Raw genomic sequence first — 20,806 nt, forward strand, 5'->3', positions numbered from 1 at the left:
TGCCTCCGGCTAACAATCGAGCACGACGATGTGCCCGTCTTCACGGCGCCAGCGGCCGCCGTTCGGGATCTGCGCCGACGCCTGCGCCGCCTGCCGCAGCAAGCCAGGCGCCAGGGTGCGCGCCACGCGCAGCAAGGCCATTTCCACCTGCGCCTTCGGCGCGCGCGCGGCCATGCCGCCAGCTGCGGCGTGCTGCGCCAGCTCCGTGTTCACGGCATCGAGCAGATGCACGACGTGGCGCGCCAGCTCGAATTCCTTGTCTTCCGGACTCAGCCCTTCCAGCTCCATGCCGAAGACGCGCGCGACATGCTGGCGCCGCGCCTGCGCCGCCGCGCCATGCAGGGGCAACATGGGCGCCACCACCTGCCGCAGGAGCTTGCGCAGCGGGGGTTCCAGCGGCGTGCCGCGCACTTGCTGCCCGGCCAGGGTGGCGTCCAGCTGGCGCGTGAGAAAGGCGTCGAACTGCGCTGGCGCAGCCACTTCCAGCAACTGCGCCGCCAGCGCCAGCTCATCCTCTTGCTGCAGGGGCAAGGTGCCCACGGCCTCGGGCAATTCCATCTCGGGACGATAGGCAAGCAAACGGCTGGTCATGGCAGGCTCCGGCAAAGGGAAGGCTCGCGGCCCATGCCCTGCTATCGCAAGGGCCGTGCCAGCAAAAACAGGGGGATGGCGGCGGGCAGGGGCGAACGGCGTTTCGCCGATGGCGTAAAAACCATGGTTTCCGGCGAAGCAAATTTCGTTGACAAGATGAGCTTTCAGGCAAGCTTAATTGGCAGGAATGATTACGTCGCCTATCCGCCACAAAGGTTGAAAATAATTGAAAATATTTTCCATTTGTAAAAAATAAAGTTCGCCCAAAATGCTTCAAAAAACCCGCAATGCCTTGCAAATTGCTGACAATCCAAAAGATGAGCAAGACGAAAATATTTAATTGCAAACGCGATTTTATTCGCTTCGCTCTACAATTACCGGGCCAGAATTTGATTGCCCTAGAGAAACTAAATGACCCATCCAACTTTGCGCCGCGTGCTGGCCTTGCTATTGATCAGTTTGCTGTCCGCCTGCGGCGGAGGCGGCGGCGACAGCCAAAGCGGCTCCATCCTGAAACCGGACACGCCGGCCGTGCCGCCCACAGCTGTCGCGCCTGCCGATCCGGATGCACCAGCCAACCCGCCTGGCGATACCGTTCCGCCGCCGCCCCTGACCACGCCGCCTGTGGGCCAGACGGTTACCTTTACGCGCCAGCAGGCATCGCGCTTCCTGGGCCGCGCGACCTTCGGCCCGAACATGGCGGCCATCGATGCCCTGGCCGCCAGCGACAGCGACGCCTGGTTCACCGCGCAGTTTTCCAAGCCGCAGACCTTGCATCGCAAATATATCGACGGCATGCTGGCTGCGGAAGCCTCTGGTGGAGAGAAGACCCGCCATACGCAGTTCTACGAATCGTTCTGGCAACAAGGCATACGAGGTGAGGATCAGTTACGCCAGCGAGTGGCTTTTGCACTATCGGAAATTTTTGTTATTTCTCTACAGAATGGAGAGCTAGTAACCAGGCCGCGCGGCATCGCCAGTTTCTACGACATGCTGGGCCAGCGGGCCTTTGGCAATTTTCGCGACCTCCTGCAGGACGTGGCTTTACATCCGATGATGGGGCTGTACATGTCTCACATGCGCAATCAAAAGGAAACGGCGACCCGTACGCCCGATGAGAATTTCGCCCGAGAGGTCATGCAGCTTTTTACCATCGGCCTGTACCAGCTGAATGCGGACGGCAGCCTGAAACTGTCCGGCGGCAAGCCCATCGAGACGTACACGCACGACGACGTGGCAGGCCTGGCGCGCGTATTTACCGGCTGGAGCTGGGCCGGGCCGGACCAGAGTTCCACGCGCTTCTATGGCGGCACGCCCGATCCGGACCGCGACTGGCAAGCGATGCAGAACTATGCGGCCTTTCATTCCAGCGGCGAAAAGCGTTTTTTGGGCAAGTCCATTTCCGGCGCCACCAGCGGCGAGGCGGACCTGAAAGTCGCGCTCGATACCCTGTTCAACCATCCCAACGCAGGGCCGTTCTTTGGCCGCCAGCTGATACAGCGCCTCGTCACCAGCAACCCCAGCCCCGCCTACATAGGCCGTGTCGCGGCCGCCTTTGCCAACAATGGCAGCGGCGTGCGCGGCGACATGCAGGCCGTCATCCGCGCCGTGCTGCTCGATCCGGACGCGCTGGCAGCGACAGAAACCCAGTTGCTCACGGGGAAATTGCGTGAGCCGCTGCTTCGGCTGGCGCACTGGATGCGTGCGTTTGACGCGCAATCCACAAACGGCCGCTTTCGCATCTATAACGTCGATGACTCCCTTGCGGGCTTGGGCCAGAGTCCATTGAACGCACCATCCGTTTTCAATTTCTTCAGACCAGCCTATGTGCCCCCAAATTCGGGACTGGCCACTTCAGGCCTGGTGGCACCGGAACTACAAATTACCTCCGAGCCATCGGTCACCGGCTATCTAAACTATATGCAAAGCTGTATTGCTAGCGGTGCCGGCGATTACCACGATATTGCTCCCGACTACACGCGCGAACTGGCACTGGCGGCCAATCCTGGCGCCCTGCTGGACCGCATCGACCTGCTGCTGACGCACGGCAGCATGCCAACCAGGCTGCGGGGCCAAATCACCACCGCCGTCAATGGCATCGCCATCCCGGCCGCCACGGCCAGCAACGCCACGCAGGTCGCCACTGCGCAGGCCAACCGCGTCAAGCTGGCCATCTTCCTGACCATGGCCTCGCCCGCCTATCTGGTGCAAAAATAAGGTCAATCATGCAAAATTTCCCATTTTCCCGCCGCCGCTTCCTCGGCTCCATGCTGAGCCTGGCCGGCACCACTGCCGCACCGTTCGCCCTGAACCTGGCCGCCATGGGCAATGCCGCCGCGCAATCGGCGGGTGACTACAAGGCCATGGTGTGCCTGTTCATGGCAGGCGGCAACGACGCCTTCAATACGGTACTCGCCACGGACAACACGTCCTGGAATGAATACCTGCGCCTGCGTAACACGGGCGGCAACGATTCCATCCATTTGCCGGGCGTGGGCGAGACGGGCGGCGTACTGCCTGTCGTGCCCGCTACGGCCCAGGCCGGACGCGCCTTTGCCCTGCATCCCCAGCTGGGTACGTTGAAGGACTTGTTCGACAATGGCCGCGCCGCCATCGTGGCCAACGTCGGCACGCTGATCCAGCCCGCCACCCTGGCACAATACAAGGCAGGCAGCGTGGCCTTGCCGCCCAAGCTGTTTTCGCACAGCGACCAGCAATCGGCGTGGCAGTCGGGCTCGCCGGAAGGGGCCAGCACGGGCTGGGGCGGACGCATCGGCGACGTGGCGGGCGCTGGCAACAGCAATGCCACCTTCACTGCCGTCTCGGCGGCCGGCAACACCGTTTTTCTGAGCGGGCGCCAGGTGCGCCAGTTCCAGGTGGGGCAAGCGGGCGCCGTGCCCATCCGTGGCTTGAGCGGCAACCTGTTCGGCAGCGCGGGCGGCGCCAGCGCCTTGCAAGCCATCATCAACGATGCCGGCGGCGACCTGATCGAGCAGGAGCACGTGGCCGTGGTGCAGCGCGCCATCTCCAGCCAGAGCGTCCTCAGCGGCGCCATGCTGGCGGCCGGTCCCGGCGGCGTGCCCAATCCCACGCCCTACATCAACCCGAACACGGGCGTGGCAGGCGTCAATCCGCTGGCCGTGCAATTGCAGACGGTGGCGCGCATCATCGGCGGGCGCGGCGCCCTGGGGGCGAAGCGGCAAGTGTTTTATGTGACCTTGGGCAGCTTCGACACGCATGACCGGCAAAAAGTGCTGCATGCGGACCTGATGGCCCGCCTGGCCCATGCGCTGGCCTACTTCGACAGCACCCTGGCATCGCTGCAAGGCGCCGACCTGCGGCGCCAGGTGACGACGTTTACGGCCTCGGATTTCGGCCGCACCTTCAGCAGCAATGGCGATGGCACGGACCACGGCTGGGGCGCGCATCACTTTGTCGTCGGCGGTGCCGTGAAGGGCCGCGACATCTACGGCGCCTTCCCGACGACGGGCCTGGGCCATGAACTGGACGTGGGTTCCGGCGCCCTGCTGCCGACCACCTCGGTCGACCAGTACGGCGCCACCCTGGCCAAGTGGTTCGGCGTGGCCGACAGCCAGCTGGCCAGCGTCTTCCCGAATATCGGCAACTTCAGCCGGCGCGACCTGGGTTTCATGACCGCAAGCTAGCCGTTCACCGCCACCGTCAACGTCACCACATACCCCTCGGTGGCATTGCCCGTCACGCCGGCCATCTGCAGGCTGGTGCCATCGCTGAAGACGTTGTCGCTGGCATAGCTGATCTGTGCCAGATTGCGTACGCTAGCCGCATAGCCGCTGGCGGCGTAGACCTCGTTCAAGGTCGCCAGGGGGAAGGTGAACTGCGAAGTCTTGATGCGGTTCGAGGCGCTGACCGCCTTGGCCAGGCTGGGATAGACCTCGAAATGCACGTGCGGCATACGCCCCGCGTAGCAGCCGGGAAAGATGCTCGTGAAGCTGAGGTTGCCGGACGCATCCGTTTCCTGCACGCCGCGCAGGTAATTCTGCCCCGTCACGCCGCTCGAATACAGCGAATACAGGCCTTCGCGGTCGCAATGCCACAGATAAATGGCATAGCCGGCCAGGCTGGAGCAACTGCCGTTGGCATTGAGCAATTGCAGCTTGATGGTCAACGGCACGCCTGCCGCCACGCCGCTGGCGCCATTGAAGCTGGCGCGGATATCGCTGCGCACCACGCCAGACTGGTTCAGCACGTTGACGATGCTGCCGCCATTCGTGTTCGTGCCGTCGGCCGGATACGGGCCGCCCGTTTCCTCGGGGATCACCGTGCAGGCGCCCGGGACGGGCGTGGCAACGCTCCCCGTGCCCGTGCCGGAAGTGCCGCTGCCGGTGCCAGCCGCCGCGCCGCTGGCGTCCGATCCCCCGCCGCAGCCGATTAGCGGCACGCTGGCGGCGCCGGCCAGCAGCCAGCGCAAGACCTGGCGCCGTTCGGCCGCCAGCCGACCCATCATTTCGAGGTCGGATGCCAAGCCGTGATCATGTAAGTCCATACATACTCCAACAAGTGGGGCAAGCCCGCCAGCGCCGGGCTCAGGCTGGCGCACAGGAACAGGGCCTGCGTGCCCCGTTCCGAGAGCACTTTCCTGACGACAAGGGCGAGCCTGCGTTCCATGGTTCAGGCCGTTGTATTGACCAGGTTGCCGCTGGAAGACAGGCTGCCGCCCGCATTCGCCGCGCCCAGGCTGCCCGACAGCGCCTGCAGGAAACTGCTCAGCTTGCTACTGCTGCCGCCACTGCCGCTGGCATCGCCGCCCAGCGCACTGATCAGGCTGGCAAAACTCGATTGCAGGTCGGTCACGGCGCTGTCGCTGCTATCCGTACTTTCCGTGCCGTCGCTGGCGGAGGCCGAGAGCTTTTGCAGCAGGCTTTGCAAGTCCGATTCGATATTGCCAGGGCCGCCAGCGCGCGCGCCACCGCCGGGCGGCGGCCCCGATGGCGGTGCGCCGCCCTCTTCCTGTTCACCGGCCGCTGCGCCGCTCTGCGCGTGCAGGCTGCCCATCAACTGGTGCAAGAAGGCGCCCAGCGCCTGGCTGGCGTCGCTGCCGCCGGTACCGCTGGCGGCGGCATCCGTCGTGCCGTCACTCTCGCCATCGCTGGCGCTCACGCCGATCGCGGACAAGGCGCTGGAAATGGCGTCAAGCAAGGCGCCATCATCGGGTTTTTGCGGCGGCGTGCCGCCCACGCCGCTGGTGTTGCTGGCGCTACTGCCGCCGCTCAGGCGGCTGAATGCGCTCAACTGGCTGGCGGCGCTGCTGGAACTCAAGGCACTGATGCTCATGTTGATACTCCCTGTGGTGTTGGCGTGTTATTGGGGACGGCGCGGGCCTGGGTGCTGGTCGTGCTGCCGCTCCGCCTGCTTGCGCTGCTCCGGCGTCAGCACGGCCAGCAATTGCTGCTCCAGCCGCGCCTGCTGCAGGCTGATCGTCGCCATGGCTTGCGCCGCCGTGCTGGCCAGTGCGCCGGCCTGCGCGTCGTCGTAAGCGCTGGACGCGGCCATGGCGCGCAGCTGCGCATGGGCCTTGAAGGCAATCTTCTGCTGTTCGCGCAGCAATGGCGCCTGGGCATAGGTGGCGGCAAAGACCTTGTCCTGCTGCGCTTCGCTCAGGTCGATGCCACGCAGAAAAGGCGGCAAACCTTGGGGGCCGGGACCGGCACCGGGACCGGGACCGGGGCCGGGGCCGAAGCCGGGGCCGGGCGGCGGCCCGTCCATGGCGTGCGGCGGCGGGCCATCGGGCGCGGACGCCTGCTGGGCCAAAGCCACCAGCGGCATGCTGCAGGCGGACAACAGCAACAGGGATACGGCGATACTCAGATATTTCATCGGGCTTTCCTTTGGTGGCGATCAGCCTTGATTGTCGGCGTCTGGCGTGTAAAGCAACGTTAGGACGGCGTAAAAGCGCGTAAAGGAAAGCATCGGAATGTAAGCAGAAGTGTGTAAAAGCGGGTAAAACACCGCTGAACAGCCCCGTTTGACTGCTATCATCGGGCGATATTCACCCGAAAAAGCACAGGCATGAGCAAGGTTTTGTTAATAGACGACGACGTCGAGCTAGTCGGCATGTTCCAGGAATACCTGACGCAGGAAGGCTTCGACGCCAAGGCCGTGCACGATGGCGAAAGCGGCGCTGCCGAAGCGCTGACGGGCCTGTATGCCATCGCCATCCTCGACGTCATGATGCCGCGCATGAATGGCCTGGAAACCCTGCGCCGCATCCGCGCCGGCAGCAACCTGCCGATCCTGATGCTGACGGCGCGCGGCGATGACACGGACCGCATCGTGGGCCTGGAACTGGGTGCCGACGATTACGTGACCAAGCCGTGCACGCCGCGCGAATTGACGGCGCGCATCCGCGCCATCCTGCGCCGCGCCCAAGCCGTGCCGCACGACGCCGCGGGCGTGGCGCCGCTGGCCGTGGGCCAGCTGACGATGTGGCCGGAGCAGCGCCGCGCGTCCTGGGCCGGCACGCATCTGGAACTGACGAGCACGGAATTCAATCTGCTGGAAGTGCTGGTGCGCCATGCAGGCAAGCCGGTGAGCAAGAATCAATTGTCGGAGCTGGGACTGGGACGGCCCATGGCCCGCTTCGACCGCAATATCGACGTGCACCTGAGCAGCCTGCGCCGCAAGCTGGGCAGCCTGGCCGATGGCCGCTCCTGCCTGCAGACCGTGTACCGGCTCGGCTATCAACTGATCAAGGAATAAGCGTGGGTCGCCTGTTCTGGAAATTTTTCCTGTGCATCATGCTGGCGCAAGTCACGGCCACCATCGGCATCGGCGGCACGTTCTGGCTGAAAAACCGGGCCGCGCAGCAGGAACGGGCGCTCGACATCGACACCAGTCCTCCCGCGCAGATGGCCATCGAAGCGGCCAGCGCCACGCTCGAGGCGGGCGGCAGCAAGGCCTTGCAGCAATTCCTCGGCAAGATGGGACGCATGCGCGTGTTTGCCGTCGATGCGCAGGGACACGAACTGATGGGCCGCAAGGTCCATCCCGCCATGCTGGGCAAGGCGCGCGCGCTGCTGGCGCAAGACACGCCGCATCCTGTGGTGCGCGAGGCGGACGGCAGCGATGGCGTGCGCTACCTGCTGTTCCTGCCCTCGTCCGAACGCTTTCGCAATGCCGAGGCCGGCGCCGCGCGCGACACGCTCAATGCCGTGACGATGACGGGACCGCGCGGCATGCCGCCCGGTCCCCGTCCCGCCGAGGCCGGCGCCGCGTCAGCGCGCCCCGACTACCAGCGCCAGCCACGCGAGATGGGCGGCATGGGCGGCATGCCGCCCGGTCCGCGCATGGACAGTCCCTACCGCACCTTCATTCCCCTCACGGCGGCCATCGCCGCCAGCCTGCTGTTCGCCTTTTTATTGGCCTGGTACTTTGCGCGCCCCATCCGCGACTTGCGGCAAGCGTTCGAGGCCGCCTCGAACGGCGATCTGGCGCCGCGCTTCGACACCAGCGGCAAGCGCGGCGATGAACTGACGAATCTGGGCCGCGATTTCGACCGCATGACGGGACGCTTGCGCAACCTCATGGATAGCCAGACGCGCTTGCTGCACGACGTCTCGCACGAACTGCGTTCGCCATTGGCGCGCCTGCAGGCCGCCATCGGCCTGGCGCACCAGCAGCCGGACAAGATGGCCGCCTCGATGCAGCGCATCGAACGTGAAAGCGAGCGCATGGATAAGCTCATCGGCGAACTGCTGACCCTGTCACGGCTGGAAGCGGGGGCCGTGCAAGCGCATAGCGAAGACATCTGCATCGCCGACCTGGTCCACGATATCGTCGACGATGCCCGCTATGAGGCGGAGCCGCGCCACGTCGCCATCGACATCACGGGCAATGCGGCCGGTGCCGACACCGTCATCACGGGCCAGCCCGAACTGCTGGCGCGCGCCGTGGAAAACGTGGTGCGCAATGCCGTCAAGCACAGCCCGGATGGGGAAACCGTACAAGTGGATATCGCGCTGCAGGACGGCGGCCAGCAACTGCGCATTGCCGTCCTGGACCGTGGGCCGGGCGTGCCGCAGGCCGACCTGGCCAGCATATTTGAACCCTTCTTCCGTGCCAGCAATACCCAGCACAGCACGGAAGGCCACGGCCTGGGCCTGGCCATCGCCCGGCACGTCATCGGCGCCCATGACGGGCACATCGCCGCCAGCCTGCGCCACAGTGGCGGCCTGTGCGTGGAAATGCTGTTGCCCGTGAAGAGGCCTGGCTGACCTTCCAGCCCGCCTGGCATGGTCCCGCGCTATGCCTGGGTGTCGATGATGCTGCCCAGGGTCGACGAGGCCGATTTGACGGGACTCGTCGTCGTATCGGCGCTGCTGGACGTTTGCGTGTCTTTCTGCGCCGCCTGTTGCGCAGCCGCCGCTTGTAGCTGAGCAATTTGCGCCTGCAAGGCCTGGATCTGCTGCGCCAGCTGCTGCTGCAGCTTTTGCGCAGCGTCCGTCTGCTCGCCCTTTTGCGACTCCGTCAATTGCTTCTGCGCCGCCGTGATCTGCTTTTGCAGCGCCGCGATCTGCGTAGCGCTGCCCGCGCTGCCGCTGCCGGCCGCGCTCACCGAACCGCCTGAACCGATTGCCGCTACCATATTGCCTCCTGTGTATGTCAATACTGCAGTTAACGGCAAGGGCCGGCGCGGACGTAGTGCGGCCAGTGTAAAGCCACGTAAAGGCAGGTAAAGACGGCTGCCTTCCCATCCCCTGCACGCTTGCGCCCAAGCACGAAAGGCTGGCACACTGACACTTCCTTCCTTGCGCCTGATCAACCATGAAAACGCCCTTGCTGCCGGCCCTGCCCGACCTCGTTCCCCGCCAGCGCTGCGGCGTGATCGAGTTTCCCGTGCACCACATGCGTGGCGGCACCTCGACAGGGCTGGTGCTGCATGCGGCCTGCGTCCCGGCCGACCTGGCGCTGCGCGAGGAATTGCTGCGGCACCTGATGGGCGCGCCCCAGTCCGGCCAGCTGCCGGGCAACCGGCAAATCACGGGACTGGGACGCGGCGCGCCCACCAGCAACAAGGTGTTTCTCGCCGACGTGGAACAGCATGCGGGACAGGCGCGCCTGGTCGGCACCCTGGCGCAGCTGGCCGGCGGGCATCCCGATATCGACTGGAGCGTGAACTGCGGCAATATGTCGTCCGCCCTGCAACTGTGGGGGCTGGACAGCGGCGTCATCGAGGCGCTGGCCATCGGCACGCACGCCATCGATATCCGCAACACGAACACGGGCGTCATCACCACCTCGCGCATGGCGCGCGAGCGCGACGGCAGCTTTGCGACGGCCGGCATTCCCGGCGTGCCAGGCAGATTTCCCCGCGTGGACCTGTTCATGCACGACCCCGTGGGCGCGAAGACGGGACAGCTGCTGCCGACGGGCAAGGCGCGGGACAAGGTCCTCGGCTATGACGTCTCTTGCGTGGACGTGGCCGTGCCCATGGTCATCGCATCGGCGCAACAGTTCGGCAAGACGGCGCATGAACCCATCGCGGCGCTGGAAGCGGACCAGGTCTTCATGGATGCCATCCGGCAAGTGTGGAGCGCGGCGGGACTCATGATGGGCTTGCGCAGGCGCGATGGGCAATTGATGACGCTGGAAGAATTGGCGCGCAGCGAAACCATCCCCAAATTCTGCATCGTGGGGCCGGCGTCAGGAGAGGGAAATATTGCAGTGCGCTACTTCACGCCGCAGGCGGGCCACGCCTCGCTGGCCGTCTCCGGTGGCTGCTGCCTGGCGGCCGCATGCCTGATAGCGGGAACGGTGGCGCACGCTGCCGCGCGCGGCGTGCCATCCGTGGGAAGCGACGACACCGATATCGACATCGGCATCGACAACCCGGCCGGCATCCTCGGCACCACCATCGTGGCGCGCCGCGATGCGGCTACCGGCCACATAACCATTCGCAGCGCGGCCTACCGGCGCAGCGCACAAATCCTGCTGCGCGGCCATGTGCCGCTGTACCAGGCGTCCGCCGCGCTGACAGCCTGGCTGCTGAGTCAGATCTAGGACAGGGCTGGCGCCCCGCCCCTGCAAAACACCATCAGGTCTTTGGCAGGGTCACGCCCACCTGGCCCTGGTATTTGCCGCCGCGGTCCTTGTACGAGGTTTCGCACACTTCATCGGATTCGAAGAACAGCACTTGCGCCACGCCTTCGTTGGCATAGATTTTCGCCGGCAGCGGCGTCGTGTTGGAAAACTCCAGGGTCACATAACCTTCCCATTCCGGCTCGAACGGGGTGACGTTGACGATGATGCCGCAGCGCGCATAGGTGCTCTTGCCCAGGCAAATCGTCAGCACGTTGCGGGGAATGCGGAAATACTCGACCGTGCGGGCCAGCGCGAACGAATTCGGCGGGATGATGCAATAACCCTTGCCCGACACGTCGACGAAGTTGTTCGCGTCAAAATCCTTCGGGTCGACGATGGTGGTATTGATGTTGGTAAACAACTTGAACTCGTCGGCGCAGCGGATGTCATAGCCATAGCTGGAGGTGCCGTAGGAAACGATGCGGTTGCCGTCGCGTTCCTTGACCTGGCCCGGTTCAAACGGCTCGATCATGCCCGTCGTTTCCGCCATGCGGCGTATCCATTTGTCGCTTTTAATCGTCATCGCAGGGGTATCTTTCTAGAATATCGGAATGGCTGGGCCGGCGCGCCTGCTGCAGGCGCGGCCCGAATGGCAGGATTTTACGCGAAAATCCGCCGCTGTTGGCCCTTGCCTGGTGAAAATCCCCGGCGATGGCTTATTGTTTCGCCAGCAAGGAAGTGATCATCTCGCGCACCACTTGCGCCGTCAGTTCAGGATTTTCCATGGGAAACAGATGGCCTCCGGGTACCTGGCGGAAAAACGGGCCGACCAGCTTGCGCGTGGCCTTCAAGCCCGCCTGGCGGCATTCCACCGATGCCGTGCCGCCAATAAAGCCGATGGGCACCGGCAAGCCATCCTTGACGAGGCTGCCGATGTGATGCGGCAAGCCACGGTAGACATCCGTCTCCACTTCGCGCGTAAAGCGCAGCTGCACCCCGTCCGGATGGGGCGCCAGGCCGCTGTCGATATAGTCGCGCAAGACTTGCGGCGCCCAGATGGCGAACATGTCCTTGGCGGCGAAGTGTTCGTATGCCGCCCGGGCGTCGGGCCACAGCATGCGCCGCCGGGCGGAAAAGCGGGCGGGAGAGTAGCGTTCGCCCAGCGCCGTGTTGCGCGCCAGACGCACCAGCAAGGCGCGCCAGCCCGCCACCACGGGCGAATCGAGCAGGACGACGCAGCGCACCAGGTCGGGCCGCTGCTTGGCCACCATGACGCTGAGCATGCCGCCGAGCGAATGGCCGACGAGGATCACGGGCGCGCTGTAGCGGCGTTCCAGGTCGTCGATATACTCGCGCACCAGCTCGGGCCAGCCCGTGCTGACGGGGTAGGCGGGGTCGTGCGCATGCATGTCGAGCGCCTGCACGGCGTAGTGCCGGCCCAGCAAGCCGAACAGCTTGCGGTAGGTGCCGGCAGGATAACTGTTGGCGTGGGCAAAGTGCAACTGCGGGAGTGTCATCGTGGGGCGGTGCCGGTAAATGCGATAGGCAATTGTAATGGCATGCCGGCGAGACGGATCAGAGGGAGGCCTCTAATTGCTGGCCTGGCTGGCAGGCCAGCGCCATGCCGGGCACGAAGGCGGCCAGCACCGCGCCCAGCTCGGCCACCGAGTCGACCACGCAAAAGGCATCGTCGAACGCGTAATCGCGGTTCATGTGATTGCGCAACACGATGCATTCGAGCCCAGCCGCATTGGCGGCGCGCAAGCCACGCGGCGAATCCTCCACGGCCACGCAATCGGTGGCGGCCAGGCCCAGGTGCTGCAAGCCCAGCAGATAGCCATCGGGCGCAGGCTTGCTTTCGTCATACATTTCACGCGTCAGGACGAAGTCGAAATGCGGCAGCAGCCCCGTGGCCGCATGGCTGATCTCAACATGTTGCGCATACGCGCTGGTGACGACACCCATGGCCACATGCGGACGCAGCGCCGCCAGCACGGAGCCGATGCCGGGCATGGCCAGCTGGCGCGCCTGGCGCAGGCGCCGGGCGAACAGCCGGCTGCGCTCGGCCCGCAGGCGGTCGACCAGTTCGATGGCGTGGCCCTGTCCCAGCAGCACATGCCAGGCGCCGTAGTTATTGTCCAGGAACCAGTCGAAGAACTGCTTCGGCGTCAAGTCTATGCCGTACGGCACCAGCAAGTCGCGGTTGCTTTCGTAAAACAGCTGCTCTGTGTTGACCAGCACGCCATCGTTGTCCCACAGCACACCCTGAATGGTTTTCATGGCTAGGTTTCCACGTACGGGCAATTACTTGAAAAATATGTCGTAGGATAATTTCACGATCAGCAGCACCAGCAGCACGAGGAAGAGGATGCGCACAAAGGCGGCGCCACGGCGCACGGCGATCCAGGTGCCTGTCAGCGCGCCGAGGATATTGCACACGGCCATCGGCGCGGCCACCGCGTACACCACGTGGCCGGCGGGAATGAAGAAGGCCAGCGCGGCGATATTGGTGGCGATATTCACCAGTTTCGAGCAGGCCGAGGCGAGGATGAAATCGAAGCCGAAGACGCGGATGAAGAGGAAAATCAAGAAGCTGCCCGTGCCCGGCCCGAACAGGCCGTCATAAAAGCCGATGGCGCCGCCGATGACGATGGCCAGGATGCGCTCGCGCGGACCGATGGGGCGCGACTCGCGCATGCTGCCGAAATCCTTCTTGATGAAGGTGTAGATGGCCATGATGATGATCAACACCAGCACCATGGGGCGCACCACCTGCTGCGGCACGTAGGACACGGCGGCCGCGCCGATGAAGGACATGACGAAGGCGCTGGCCACGGCCGGCAGCACCAGCAGCCACGGGATATGCACCTTGCCCACAAACGAGCGGGCGGCGAACGTGGTGCCGCAGGCGGAGGCGAATTTATTCGTGCCCAGCAAGGACGTCGAGGCCATGTTCGGCATCAGGTTGAACAGGGCCGGCAGCTGGATCAGCCCGCCCCCGCCCACGGCCGCATCGATGAGGCCGGCAAAGAAGGCAAATAAACACAGCAGTGAGATGGTCAGCATGACAGGCAAGGGAAAAGGGGCGACAGCGGCAGTATAGGCGCCGTGGATTTTTCCGGATGCAACTTCAAATTGCGGAAAACGCAATCTGGCGTAACGCTTGACGGAATGCGCCCCGTGCGGTCTACTGGCCTTTTTTGCCGGGAGCGCGCGATGTCGATGAAACTGATGTGGGAAATCCGCGCCTTTTGCACGGTCGTGGAAAAGCGCAGCTTCATCCACGCGGCGCGCATGCTGGGCAGGTCGCCATCGGCCGTCACGCGCGCCATCCAGTTCCTCGAAGACGCCATCGGCGCCGAACTGATCCTGCGCACGCAAAAGCAGTTCACCCTGACGACGGCCGGCGAAACGTATTACGCCTCGGCCAAGCACTTGCTGGAAACGCAGGCCGAGGCGGAAGACCAATTGGCCGAACTGAGCAACTCGCCGCAAGGCTGGGTGCGCCTCTCGGCGCCGGAAATCCTCTCGCTGGGCTTCCTGCCGAAAGTCGTGGCGCAGTTTTCGCGCGACTATCCGAACGTCTCCGTGGACATCCATTTCTCGGACAAATCGATCGACCCGATCCAGGAAAAGCTGGACTTTGCCATCCGCGGCGCCTTCCCCCAGTCGAGCGAGCTGATCGGCTACCCGCTGTGGAATTACCGGCGCTACATGTACGCCTCGCCCGACTACATCGAACGCATGGGCGCGCCCGCGGAACCGGAAGAGCTGGCCGGCCACGACATCATCATGCACTCGGCCCCGCGCATCCTGCGCGACTGGCATTTCGTCTCCGACGAACGCAACGTGCGCTACCAGGTGCAGCCCCGCTTCCGCTTCACCTCCGGCATCGCCACCTTCCAGGCGGCCCTGGAAGGCGCCGGCATCGTGCGCCTGGCCAGCTGGCTGGCGGAACCGTCAGTCGCCGCCGGCACCCTGCGCCGGGTCTGCACGGCGTACCGGCTGACGTCGTCGAAGGAACTCGACCCCAGCATCCATGCCGTGTATGGCACCTCGCGGATGGCCAAGGGCGCGCGGCTGTTCCTGGAATATGTGAAGAAAAGGGGGATGGAGATACCGGATGAAAGAATAACCTCGAGCCTATCCCGGTAGGGAGCGTCTTTTGCCAGCAGCACATCAGGAGCGCGGGCAGCGAGGAAGACGCGTGGCGAGCCACGCGACGACGAACAACGCAGTCCCCGCTTCTGAGGGGCGCCTGCAAGAGAGGTAGTCATCTACGGGGATAGGCTCTTGGTCGCTGCGCGCCCGCGCCAGCCCCCCCCCCTGTCCCCGCGCCGACGCCGCAACGCGGACCGGGCCATGCACATGGGCCTTTTCTTTTGCCCCATCGGCGGCCAGCATGGCCAGCACCACAGGCGCCCGGTCAAACTGCCCCCCTGCGAGGGGAGCCGGCTTGCAGCCAGAGCCTTGATGGTGCCGATAGCGGCGGCGTGGGCCGGCCGGATCAGATGATCGGGACGTGGAGGCGACAATCCATGCGCCAGGGCCGGTTTTTTCCGCCAGGATGGCGGCTGCAGCGACGATGAAAACCGCTAGTGTGCCGCGCAGGCCGCCACTGTGCCGGACCGGGCGGCTTGCGCCACCTGCACGGCGCTCCGCTTGACATCCCCCCACATATAAAAGAGGAGACAAATGCCCACCAGTGGAAAAATAAAGTGCACGACCTCATACTTTTTTTGCACGACAGGACAATTGTCGCCAACGCAGCTTTTCTTACGCCATAGCCCCGCCACGCCGTGGCGACAAACATAAATGACTGCGTTCAACGTCACCGCGAGGATCCAAACTATCGCAATCACGACCAAACTCCCAAACCATTGGAGGGCATTCGGCAGAAAACTCTTCGTCAGCACTTCCGACAGGACGAGCGACAATAACATCCCCGTGGTGATGGAGACGGTATGCGAGATGCCGTGTATGACGGGCACCAGCATTTTCTGCCTTAAAAAACGCCCCCATTCGGCGGCCAGCAGCATGGTGCATGCCACCAGAAACAGCACAAGATTGGACAGGGGCCCTTGAATATCCTGGTAATGCAGAATAAAGCTGCAGCGTAGCGACTTGGCCATGTCATTAACAGGCTGATCACTCGTAAATTGCAGTCCAAACAAGATCAAACCGGTAAACAAGCCACTCGCCATGCCGATGCCCGTCTGCTGCATCGACTGCGCCAACGCTGGCGATAGCTGCGCCACTTGAGATAGATATCGATCCCACCGGCTCAGACGCAGGCGCTGGTAAGCGGCATCGGCTTTCGCCAGCAGCCGCTCGAAGGGATTGCATGCATCGCACATAGTAAGCCTCCCGTTTGGCGTCCGATGCGGCGTAGCGCCTCATCGCCCATGCCAGTACCGCGGCCGGCTGGCCCGGTACCGCGTCACCGCTATCTCTTCCCCCAGCTCCAGCACCACGGCCCCTTCCACATCCGTGCGCAGGCGCGTGATGCCCATCTCGCCATAGCGCGCATACACCTGCGCCTTCGGATGCTTATAACGGTTGCGGTGGCCCACCTGGAAAATCGCCAGGGCCGGATGCACGGCGCTCAGGAAGGCAGGCGTCGACGACGTGCCGCTGCCGTGATGCGGCGCCAGCAGCACGTCGGCCGCCAGCGCGCCATCCGCCGAGCGCGCCAGCAGCTGCGCTTCCTGCGCCGCCTCGATATCGCCGGCCAGCAGGATCGAGTGCTTGCCCGCCGTGATCTTGACGCTGCAGCTGCGCGCGTTCGGTTTCAGGGAAATGTCCGCGTGGCTGGCCGGCAGCGGGTGCAGCATGGCGAAGTGCACGCCCTCCCACGTCCAGCTTTGACCGGCCGCGCAGTGCAGATAGGGCCGGTGCAACGCGCGCTGCGCCTCGATGGCCGGGTGGCCGCCGAACAGCGACGAGGCCAGCCAGCCCACTTGCACGTTCTCCAGCAGGGACACGGCGCCGCCCGCGTGGTCGAGGTCGCTGTGCGAAATGATGACGCCGTCGAGCTTGCTGATGCCGCGCGCGCGCAGATACGGCACGATGACCCGGCTGGCGCCGTCGGAATCGGCGCCGTAGGCGGGACCCGTGTCGTACAGCAGGCGATGGTCGTGGGTTTCCACCAGCAGGGCCATGCCCTGCCCCACGTCAAAGGCCGTGACCCATAGTGTTCCTGGCGGCGGACTCGACGGCAAGGCCGTCAGCAGCGGCAGCCAGCCCAGCATGCCCGCCCAACGGTGCGGCCACCCGCGTGGCGCCAGCAGCCAGGCCGTGCCAAACAATGACCAGCAAAAACTCCACATCGGGGGCGCGGGTGCCGTCCACACGGCGAAACGGCGCGCACCCAGCCATTCCAGCAGTTGCGCCAGCAGCTGCACGATGGCGTGCGCCAGCAGCAACAACCAATCGCTGAGGGGCGCCGGCAGCAGGCTGCCCGCCAGCGCCAGCGGCGTGACGACCAGGCTGATGACGGGAATGGCCAGCGCATTGGCGACGGGCGACACCAGCGACACTTGCGAGAACAGCAGCATGCTCAAAGGCACCAGCCCCACCGTCACCACGTATTGCGTGTGCGCCCCCAGCCCCACGGCCGCGCGCAGGCGGCGCCAGCGGCCGGCGCTCTCCGGCACGGGCGCCGGCGTGCGCCCCGCCGTGGCATACAAAATCGTGGCGACGGCGCCGAACGACAGCCAGAAACCGGGCCACAGCACGGCCCACGGATCGAGCAGCACGACCACGCCCAGCGCCAGGCACAGGATATGCCCGATGCTGGTGATACGCCCCAGCCACAAGGCCAGCGCCACCACCATCAGCATGTATAAAGTGCGCTGTGCTGGCACGCCGAAGCCGGCCAGCAGCACGTACAGGAAGGCGGCCAGCGCACCGCCCAGCGCCGCCACCTTTTGCGCGGGCAGGCGTAAGGGCAATTGCCAATCAGTAAAAAATGAACGCCGCCACAACGCCCCCGCGCCCAGCGCAAACAGTCCCGCGATCATGGTGATGTGCAAGCCCGAAATGGAAATCAGATGGCTGACGCCCGTGCGGTTGAACACTTGCCAGTCCGACTGGGGAATGGCGCGCTGGTCGCCCACCACCAGCGCCACGATCACGCCCGCATACTGTTTATTCTCGAGGCTGCGCACGATGCGTGCGCGCAAGGCCGCGCGGCTCGCTTCCACCACATTGCCAAAGCCGGGCACGAAGGCGGCCAGGCGCCGGTTCGGCGTATCGGCGCGCGGCTGCGGCCGCACGTAGCCGGTGGCGCGCACGCCCTGCTCCAGCAGCCACACCTCGTAGTCGAAGCCCATAGGGTTGGCATTGCCGTGCGGACGCTGCAGGCGCACCGTCAGGCGCCAGCGCTCGCCCGGCTGCACGTCGCCCACCTCGTTCGTCACGTCGTCGCCAAACCCCGCGTACCAGGACAGCGCGATCAAAGGCGGCACCTTCGCACCGGGCGCCTGTTCCACGGCAAAATTGAAGCGCACGCCCTGCTCGAAGCGGTACGGCAGGCTGGACACCGTGCCAATGATCGTCAGATCCTGCCCTTCGTCCGCCAGCGCCAGCCGCGGTGCCAGGGCCAGTTGCGCCAGCCAGGCGGCCCAGAAAAAGCCCAGGCCCATGCCAGTGACAAGCGCGGCAGCCGGGCGCCAGCACGCATGGCGTCGCAGCAGGCATGCCGCCAGCATCCCGGCCGCAACAATCAGCAGCAGCTGCGTGCCCGCGTGCGGCGGCAAGCCGGCCTGTGTCTGCAGCCAGACGGCACCTGTGGCAAAACCGAGTATCAGGGTGCGCATGGGAACGGAATGGTCGCGCGACGCGAAAAGGGCATCCACACTATGCGCGTAGCCTGCCCCTGTCGTCTGACCTGGCGCAATGGAGCAGCAGAAAACTGCACTCGCGCTCCGAGTACACCCCGCGCCACGCCAAAAATTTCTCCATGCCACGATTGCCCTCCGGCGTACAGGCGCCACGACGTGGCGGACATTGCTTGGACCCGACGGACAGCTGCGCAAACCTGTTTGCACGCCTTCCATCAACGCCAGGTGGGCGTGACCCGCGCCGCCTGAGAATGCGGGCGCCCCCCCGCCGCCCGCCGCCATCGACGGTATAATCGGCCTCGCTTACTCCAACACCCAGGCACGACATGACTTCTTCCGCACTTCCTCCCGCCACTTCCACCGACCTTTCCGACAGTATCGAAGACAATAACGACGCCACCCTGGTCGCGGAACTGGGGGAACTGGCCGAGCATGTCCGCCTGGTGAAAATGGAAGGCCGCGTCTTCGTGCGCTTTTCCGGGGTCGTCAAGGCCGGCCATCTGGTGGTGCCGTATGCGCTGGTGCCCGCGCAGGGCGTGCTGGCGCGGCCTGCCAAGTGGCGCAAGATGGACCGCGAGACCAAGCAGGCGCTGATACACGAGCGGGCCGGCGCGGCCGCCTTCGATGAGCTGCGCCAGCACGTGATGGATTTCGTCGCCGATATCGCGGGCCAGTGCGAGGATGTCGAGGCGGACCCGATGCTGTTCCTGCACACCCTGGGCGACATGCAGACGTCGGAACCGGCCGGCATGGTGTTCGACCGCATCCGCCAGCGCTTCAACCACGCCATCGAGCGCCAGCAGGAAGAGCAGCATGCGGCGCGCACGCGCCAGAGCATCAACCTGGCCGAGTATCCCGCCTCGTTCGAGATGGCGCGCCGCCTGCCGCGCCGCTTCATCGCCCTGCTGGGCCCCACCAATTCCGGCAAGACGCACCGCGCGATGGAAGCGCTGGTCAAGGCCAAGAGCGGCATCTACCTGGCGCCATTGCGCCTGCTGGCCCTGGAAAACTACGAGCGCCTGCAGGAAGCCGCGCCGCACGGCAAGCCGCTGGCCGTGAGCCTGATCACGGGCGAGGAGCGCAGGGTCGTCGACGGCGCCACGCACATCGCCAGCACGGTGGAAATGCTGGACACGAAAACCGTCGTCGAAGTGGCCGTCATCGATGAAATCCAGATGCTGGCCGACCCGGACCGGGGCGCCGCATGGACGGCGGCCGTCTGCGGCGCGCCCGCCCACACGGTGTACCTGGTGGGGGCGCCGGAAGCGCGGCGCGCCATCGAGGCGCTGGCCGAGCGCCTGGACTGCCCGCTGGAGGTGCACGTATTGAAGCGCATGGCGCCCCTGTCGATGGAGCCGACGGCCGTGCGCAAGGTACGCAACCTGCGCCGCGGCGACGCCGTCATCGCCTTTTCGCGCCGCGAGGTGCTGATGTGGCGCGACATGATCACGGAAACGGGACTGTCGGTAGCCACCGTGTACGGCAACCTGTCGCCTGAAGTGCGGCGCGCGCAGGCGCAGCGCTTCCGCGACGGCACGGCCGATATCGTCGTCGGCACGGATGCGCTGGCGATGGGCCTGAACATGCCGATCGCGCGCATCGTCATGACCACCAGCGTCAAATACAATGGCCGCGAAGAGGAGGAGATCTCGGCCGCGCTGGCGCGCCAGATCGCCGGGCGCGCGGGCCGCTACGGCGTGCATGAGGAGGGACTCGTGGCCGGCTATGACAACGAGACGCATGAAGTCATGCGCGCGCTGCTGAAGGAAAAGCTGCACCCGCTGAACACCAGCGGCTTTGCCGTGGCGCCCTCGCTCGAGCATCTGCACCGCATTTCGGCCGTCACGGGCGAACTGTCGCTGAGTAAACTGCTGCGCCGCTTCATCCACAATATCGACGTGCCGGACGGCTTCTTCTTCCCGCGCATCACGGAAGACCAGAAGGAGCGCGCCGTGTGGCTCGACACCCTGCCCTTGTCCGTGGCCGACAAATTTACTTTGTCGCTGGTGCCGATCTCCAGCAAGGTGCCGTCCCTGCAGACGGCGTGGGAGCACTGGGCGAAGAATCTGTCGCAGGGAAAAACGAGCACCCTGCGCCAGCACGCCTATGGCGGCGGCACGCAGAATCTGCAGCAGGTGGAAGACACCTGCCGCTACTACTCGGCGTATGCCTGGCTCAGCTACCGCCTGCCCGAGTTCTTCCCCGACATCGCCGTGGCGCAGAACCTGTCGCGCGACGCGTCGGAGAGGGTCGATTCCATCCTGCGCGCGCACAATGCGGCCTCGCGCGGTCGTTCGAAGAAATTCAAATAG

At 65.1% G+C, this 20,806-nt stretch carries 20 protein-coding genes; 8 read left to right on the forward strand and 12 right to left on the reverse strand.

The window, feature by feature from the left end:
• Nucleotides 1-9: 9 nt before the first annotated feature.
• Nucleotides 10-591: a hypothetical protein gene (locus BM193_RS20860; RefSeq protein ID WP_139176263.1), complete on the reverse strand. Its 582-nt coding sequence runs from the start codon at nt 589-591 to the stop codon at nt 10-12.
• A 33-nt stretch (nt 592-624) separates the two neighbouring features.
• Here BM193_RS20860 and BM193_RS28500 point away from each other — a divergent pair, with 33 nt between their 5' ends.
• The 3 genes from BM193_RS28500 to BM193_RS20870 all read left to right on the forward strand — a co-directional run bounded on the left by BM193_RS28500 (nt 625) and on the right by BM193_RS20870 (nt 4,256).
• Nucleotides 625-840 carry a hypothetical protein gene (locus BM193_RS28500; RefSeq protein ID WP_092800217.1) on the forward strand — a complete coding sequence of 72 codons (216 nt, stop codon included), beginning with the start codon at nt 625-627 and terminating at the stop codon, nt 838-840.
• 162 nt (nt 841-1,002) lie between these two features.
• Nucleotides 1,003-2,808: a DUF1800 domain-containing protein gene (locus BM193_RS20865; RefSeq protein ID WP_092800214.1), complete on the forward strand. Its 1,806-nt coding sequence runs from the start codon at nt 1,003-1,005 to the stop codon at nt 2,806-2,808.
• 8 nt (nt 2,809-2,816) lie between these two features.
• Nucleotides 2,817-4,256, forward strand: coding sequence for a DUF1501 domain-containing protein (locus BM193_RS20870; protein WP_092800211.1), 1,440 nt, complete (start codon nt 2,817-2,819; stop codon nt 4,254-4,256).
• Here the strand turns inward: BM193_RS20870 and BM193_RS20875 are convergent.
• Genes BM193_RS20875 through BM193_RS20885 form a run of 4 tightly spaced genes read right to left on the reverse strand, consistent with a single transcriptional unit; the run spans nt 4,253 to nt 6,447 of the window.
• Nucleotides 4,253-5,116, reverse strand: a complete 864-nt coding sequence (locus BM193_RS20875; RefSeq protein WP_092800208.1) for a dioxygenase family protein — start codon at nt 5,114-5,116, stop codon at nt 4,253-4,255. The genes BM193_RS20870 and BM193_RS20875 overlap by 4 nt on opposite strands.
• Complete coding sequence (locus tag BM193_RS28840) at nt 5,074-5,238, reverse strand: hypothetical protein (protein ID WP_175533370.1); 165 nt, start codon at nt 5,236-5,238, stop codon at nt 5,074-5,076. The genes BM193_RS20875 and BM193_RS28840 overlap by 43 nt, the downstream gene beginning before the upstream one ends.
• A gap of 3 nt (nt 5,239-5,241) precedes the next feature.
• A complete protein-coding gene (locus BM193_RS20880; RefSeq protein ID WP_092800205.1) occupies nt 5,242-5,904 on the reverse strand; it encodes a hypothetical protein in 663 nt (220 codons plus the stop codon).
• A gap of 27 nt (nt 5,905-5,931) precedes the next feature.
• Nucleotides 5,932-6,447: a Spy/CpxP family protein refolding chaperone gene (locus tag BM193_RS20885; RefSeq protein ID WP_092800202.1), complete on the reverse strand. Its 516-nt coding sequence runs from the start codon at nt 6,445-6,447 to the stop codon at nt 5,932-5,934.
• Between the two features lie 192 nt (nt 6,448-6,639).
• Between BM193_RS20885 and BM193_RS20890 the strand changes: the two genes are divergently transcribed.
• Complete coding sequence (locus tag BM193_RS20890; protein ID WP_092800199.1) at nt 6,640-7,329, forward strand: response regulator transcription factor; 690 nt, start codon at nt 6,640-6,642, stop codon at nt 7,327-7,329.
• 2 nt (nt 7,330-7,331) lie between these two features.
• The gene (locus BM193_RS20895) at nt 7,332-8,843 is read left to right on the forward strand and encodes an ATP-binding protein (protein ID WP_092800196.1); all 1,512 of its coding nucleotides are present in this window, start codon (nt 7,332-7,334) and stop codon (nt 8,841-8,843) included.
• A gap of 29 nt (nt 8,844-8,872) precedes the next feature.
• On the opposite strand, the gene BM193_RS20900 is transcribed toward BM193_RS20895, so the two are convergent.
• Complete coding sequence (locus BM193_RS20900) at nt 8,873-9,214, reverse strand: FlxA-like family protein (RefSeq protein WP_092800193.1); 342 nt, start codon at nt 9,212-9,214, stop codon at nt 8,873-8,875.
• A 179-nt stretch (nt 9,215-9,393) separates the two neighbouring features.
• Here BM193_RS20900 and BM193_RS20905 point away from each other — a divergent pair, with 179 nt between their 5' ends.
• Entirely contained in the window at nt 9,394-10,629 is a 1,236-nt protein-coding gene (locus tag BM193_RS20905; RefSeq protein ID WP_175533371.1) for a PrpF domain-containing protein, read from the forward strand.
• A gap of 34 nt (nt 10,630-10,663) precedes the next feature.
• Here BM193_RS20905 and dcd read toward each other — a convergent pair whose 3' ends face one another.
• From dcd to BM193_RS20925, 4 genes are all read right to left on the reverse strand, one after another.
• A complete protein-coding gene (gene dcd, locus BM193_RS20910) occupies nt 10,664-11,233 on the reverse strand; it encodes a dCTP deaminase (RefSeq protein ID WP_034755486.1) in 570 nt (189 codons plus the stop codon).
• Between the two features lie 133 nt (nt 11,234-11,366).
• The gene (locus tag BM193_RS20915) at nt 11,367-12,167 is read right to left on the reverse strand and encodes an alpha/beta fold hydrolase (RefSeq protein WP_092800190.1); all 801 of its coding nucleotides are present in this window, start codon (nt 12,165-12,167) and stop codon (nt 11,367-11,369) included.
• Between the two features lie 58 nt (nt 12,168-12,225).
• Nucleotides 12,226-12,930 (reverse strand): HAD family hydrolase, encoded by a 705-nt coding sequence (locus tag BM193_RS20920; protein WP_092800187.1) that lies wholly within the window; start codon nt 12,928-12,930, stop codon nt 12,226-12,228.
• 24 nt (nt 12,931-12,954) lie between these two features.
• On the reverse strand, nt 12,955-13,716 hold the full coding sequence (locus BM193_RS20925) for a sulfite exporter TauE/SafE family protein (protein ID WP_092800184.1): 762 nt from the start codon (nt 13,714-13,716) through the stop codon (nt 12,955-12,957).
• A 150-nt stretch (nt 13,717-13,866) separates the two neighbouring features.
• On the opposite strand from BM193_RS20925, the gene BM193_RS20930 reads away from it, so the two are divergent.
• A complete protein-coding gene (locus tag BM193_RS20930; protein WP_092800181.1) occupies nt 13,867-14,805 on the forward strand; it encodes a LysR family transcriptional regulator in 939 nt (312 codons plus the stop codon).
• A 440-nt stretch (nt 14,806-15,245) separates the two neighbouring features.
• Here the strand turns inward: BM193_RS20930 and BM193_RS20935 are convergent, their stop codons facing one another.
• Together BM193_RS20935 and BM193_RS20940 are read right to left on the reverse strand one after the other, a co-directional pair.
• The gene (locus BM193_RS20935; RefSeq protein ID WP_092832491.1) at nt 15,246-16,007 is read right to left on the reverse strand and encodes a hypothetical protein; all 762 of its coding nucleotides are present in this window, start codon (nt 16,005-16,007) and stop codon (nt 15,246-15,248) included.
• 39 nt (nt 16,008-16,046) lie between these two features.
• A complete protein-coding gene (locus tag BM193_RS20940; RefSeq protein ID WP_092800175.1) occupies nt 16,047-18,470 on the reverse strand; it encodes a DNA internalization-related competence protein ComEC/Rec2 in 2,424 nt (807 codons plus the stop codon).
• Nucleotides 18,471-18,820: 350 nt separating this feature from the next.
• Here BM193_RS20940 and BM193_RS20945 point away from each other — a divergent pair, with 350 nt between their 5' ends.
• Nucleotides 18,821-20,806 carry a helicase-related protein gene (locus BM193_RS20945; protein WP_092800172.1) on the forward strand — a complete coding sequence of 662 codons (1,986 nt, stop codon included), beginning with the start codon at nt 18,821-18,823 and terminating at the stop codon, nt 20,804-20,806.

The organism is Janthinobacterium sp. 344, from assembly GCF_900112025.1.
GTDB lineage: Bacteria > Pseudomonadota > Gammaproteobacteria > Burkholderiales > Burkholderiaceae_D > Janthinobacterium.

What these genes read in the sequence shown, in the direction of transcription:
- BM193_RS20860 (WP_139176263.1), bottom strand. Translation starts at nt 591, where the DNA reads ATGACCAGCCGTTTGCTTGCCTATCGTCCCGAGATGGAATTGCCCGAG.
- BM193_RS28500 (WP_092800217.1), top strand. Translation starts at nt 625, where the DNA reads ATGCCCTGCTATCGCAAGGGCCGTGCCAGCAAAAACAGGGGGATGGCG.
- BM193_RS20865 (WP_092800214.1), top strand. Translation starts at nt 1,003, where the DNA reads ATGACCCATCCAACTTTGCGCCGCGTGCTGGCCTTGCTATTGATCAGT.
- BM193_RS20870 (WP_092800211.1), top strand. Translation starts at nt 2,817, where the DNA reads ATGCAAAATTTCCCATTTTCCCGCCGCCGCTTCCTCGGCTCCATGCTG.
- BM193_RS20875 (WP_092800208.1), bottom strand. Translation starts at nt 5,116, where the DNA reads ATGGACTTACATGATCACGGCTTGGCATCCGACCTCGAAATGATGGGT.
- BM193_RS28840 (WP_175533370.1), bottom strand. Translation starts at nt 5,238, where the DNA reads ATGGAACGCAGGCTCGCCCTTGTCGTCAGGAAAGTGCTCTCGGAACGG.
- BM193_RS20880 (WP_092800205.1), bottom strand. Translation starts at nt 5,904, where the DNA reads ATGAGCATCAGTGCCTTGAGTTCCAGCAGCGCCGCCAGCCAGTTGAGC.
- BM193_RS20885 (WP_092800202.1), bottom strand. Translation starts at nt 6,447, where the DNA reads ATGAAATATCTGAGTATCGCCGTATCCCTGTTGCTGTTGTCCGCCTGC.
- BM193_RS20890 (WP_092800199.1), top strand. Translation starts at nt 6,640, where the DNA reads ATGAGCAAGGTTTTGTTAATAGACGACGACGTCGAGCTAGTCGGCATG.
- BM193_RS20900 (WP_092800193.1), bottom strand. Translation starts at nt 9,214, where the DNA reads ATGGTAGCGGCAATCGGTTCAGGCGGTTCGGTGAGCGCGGCCGGCAGC.
- BM193_RS20905 (WP_175533371.1), top strand. Translation starts at nt 9,394, where the DNA reads ATGAAAACGCCCTTGCTGCCGGCCCTGCCCGACCTCGTTCCCCGCCAG.
- dcd (WP_034755486.1), bottom strand. Translation starts at nt 11,233, where the DNA reads ATGACGATTAAAAGCGACAAATGGATACGCCGCATGGCGGAAACGACG.
- BM193_RS20915 (WP_092800190.1), bottom strand. Translation starts at nt 12,167, where the DNA reads ATGACACTCCCGCAGTTGCACTTTGCCCACGCCAACAGTTATCCTGCC.
- BM193_RS20920 (WP_092800187.1), bottom strand. Translation starts at nt 12,930, where the DNA reads ATGAAAACCATTCAGGGTGTGCTGTGGGACAACGATGGCGTGCTGGTC.
- BM193_RS20925 (WP_092800184.1), bottom strand. Translation starts at nt 13,716, where the DNA reads ATGCTGACCATCTCACTGCTGTGTTTATTTGCCTTCTTTGCCGGCCTC.
- BM193_RS20930 (WP_092800181.1), top strand. Translation starts at nt 13,867, where the DNA reads ATGTCGATGAAACTGATGTGGGAAATCCGCGCCTTTTGCACGGTCGTG.
- BM193_RS20935 (WP_092832491.1), bottom strand. Translation starts at nt 16,007, where the DNA reads ATGTGCGATGCATGCAATCCCTTCGAGCGGCTGCTGGCGAAAGCCGAT.
- BM193_RS20940 (WP_092800175.1), bottom strand. Translation starts at nt 18,470, where the DNA reads ATGCGCACCCTGATACTCGGTTTTGCCACAGGTGCCGTCTGGCTGCAG.
- BM193_RS20945 (WP_092800172.1), top strand. Translation starts at nt 18,821, where the DNA reads ATGACTTCTTCCGCACTTCCTCCCGCCACTTCCACCGACCTTTCCGAC.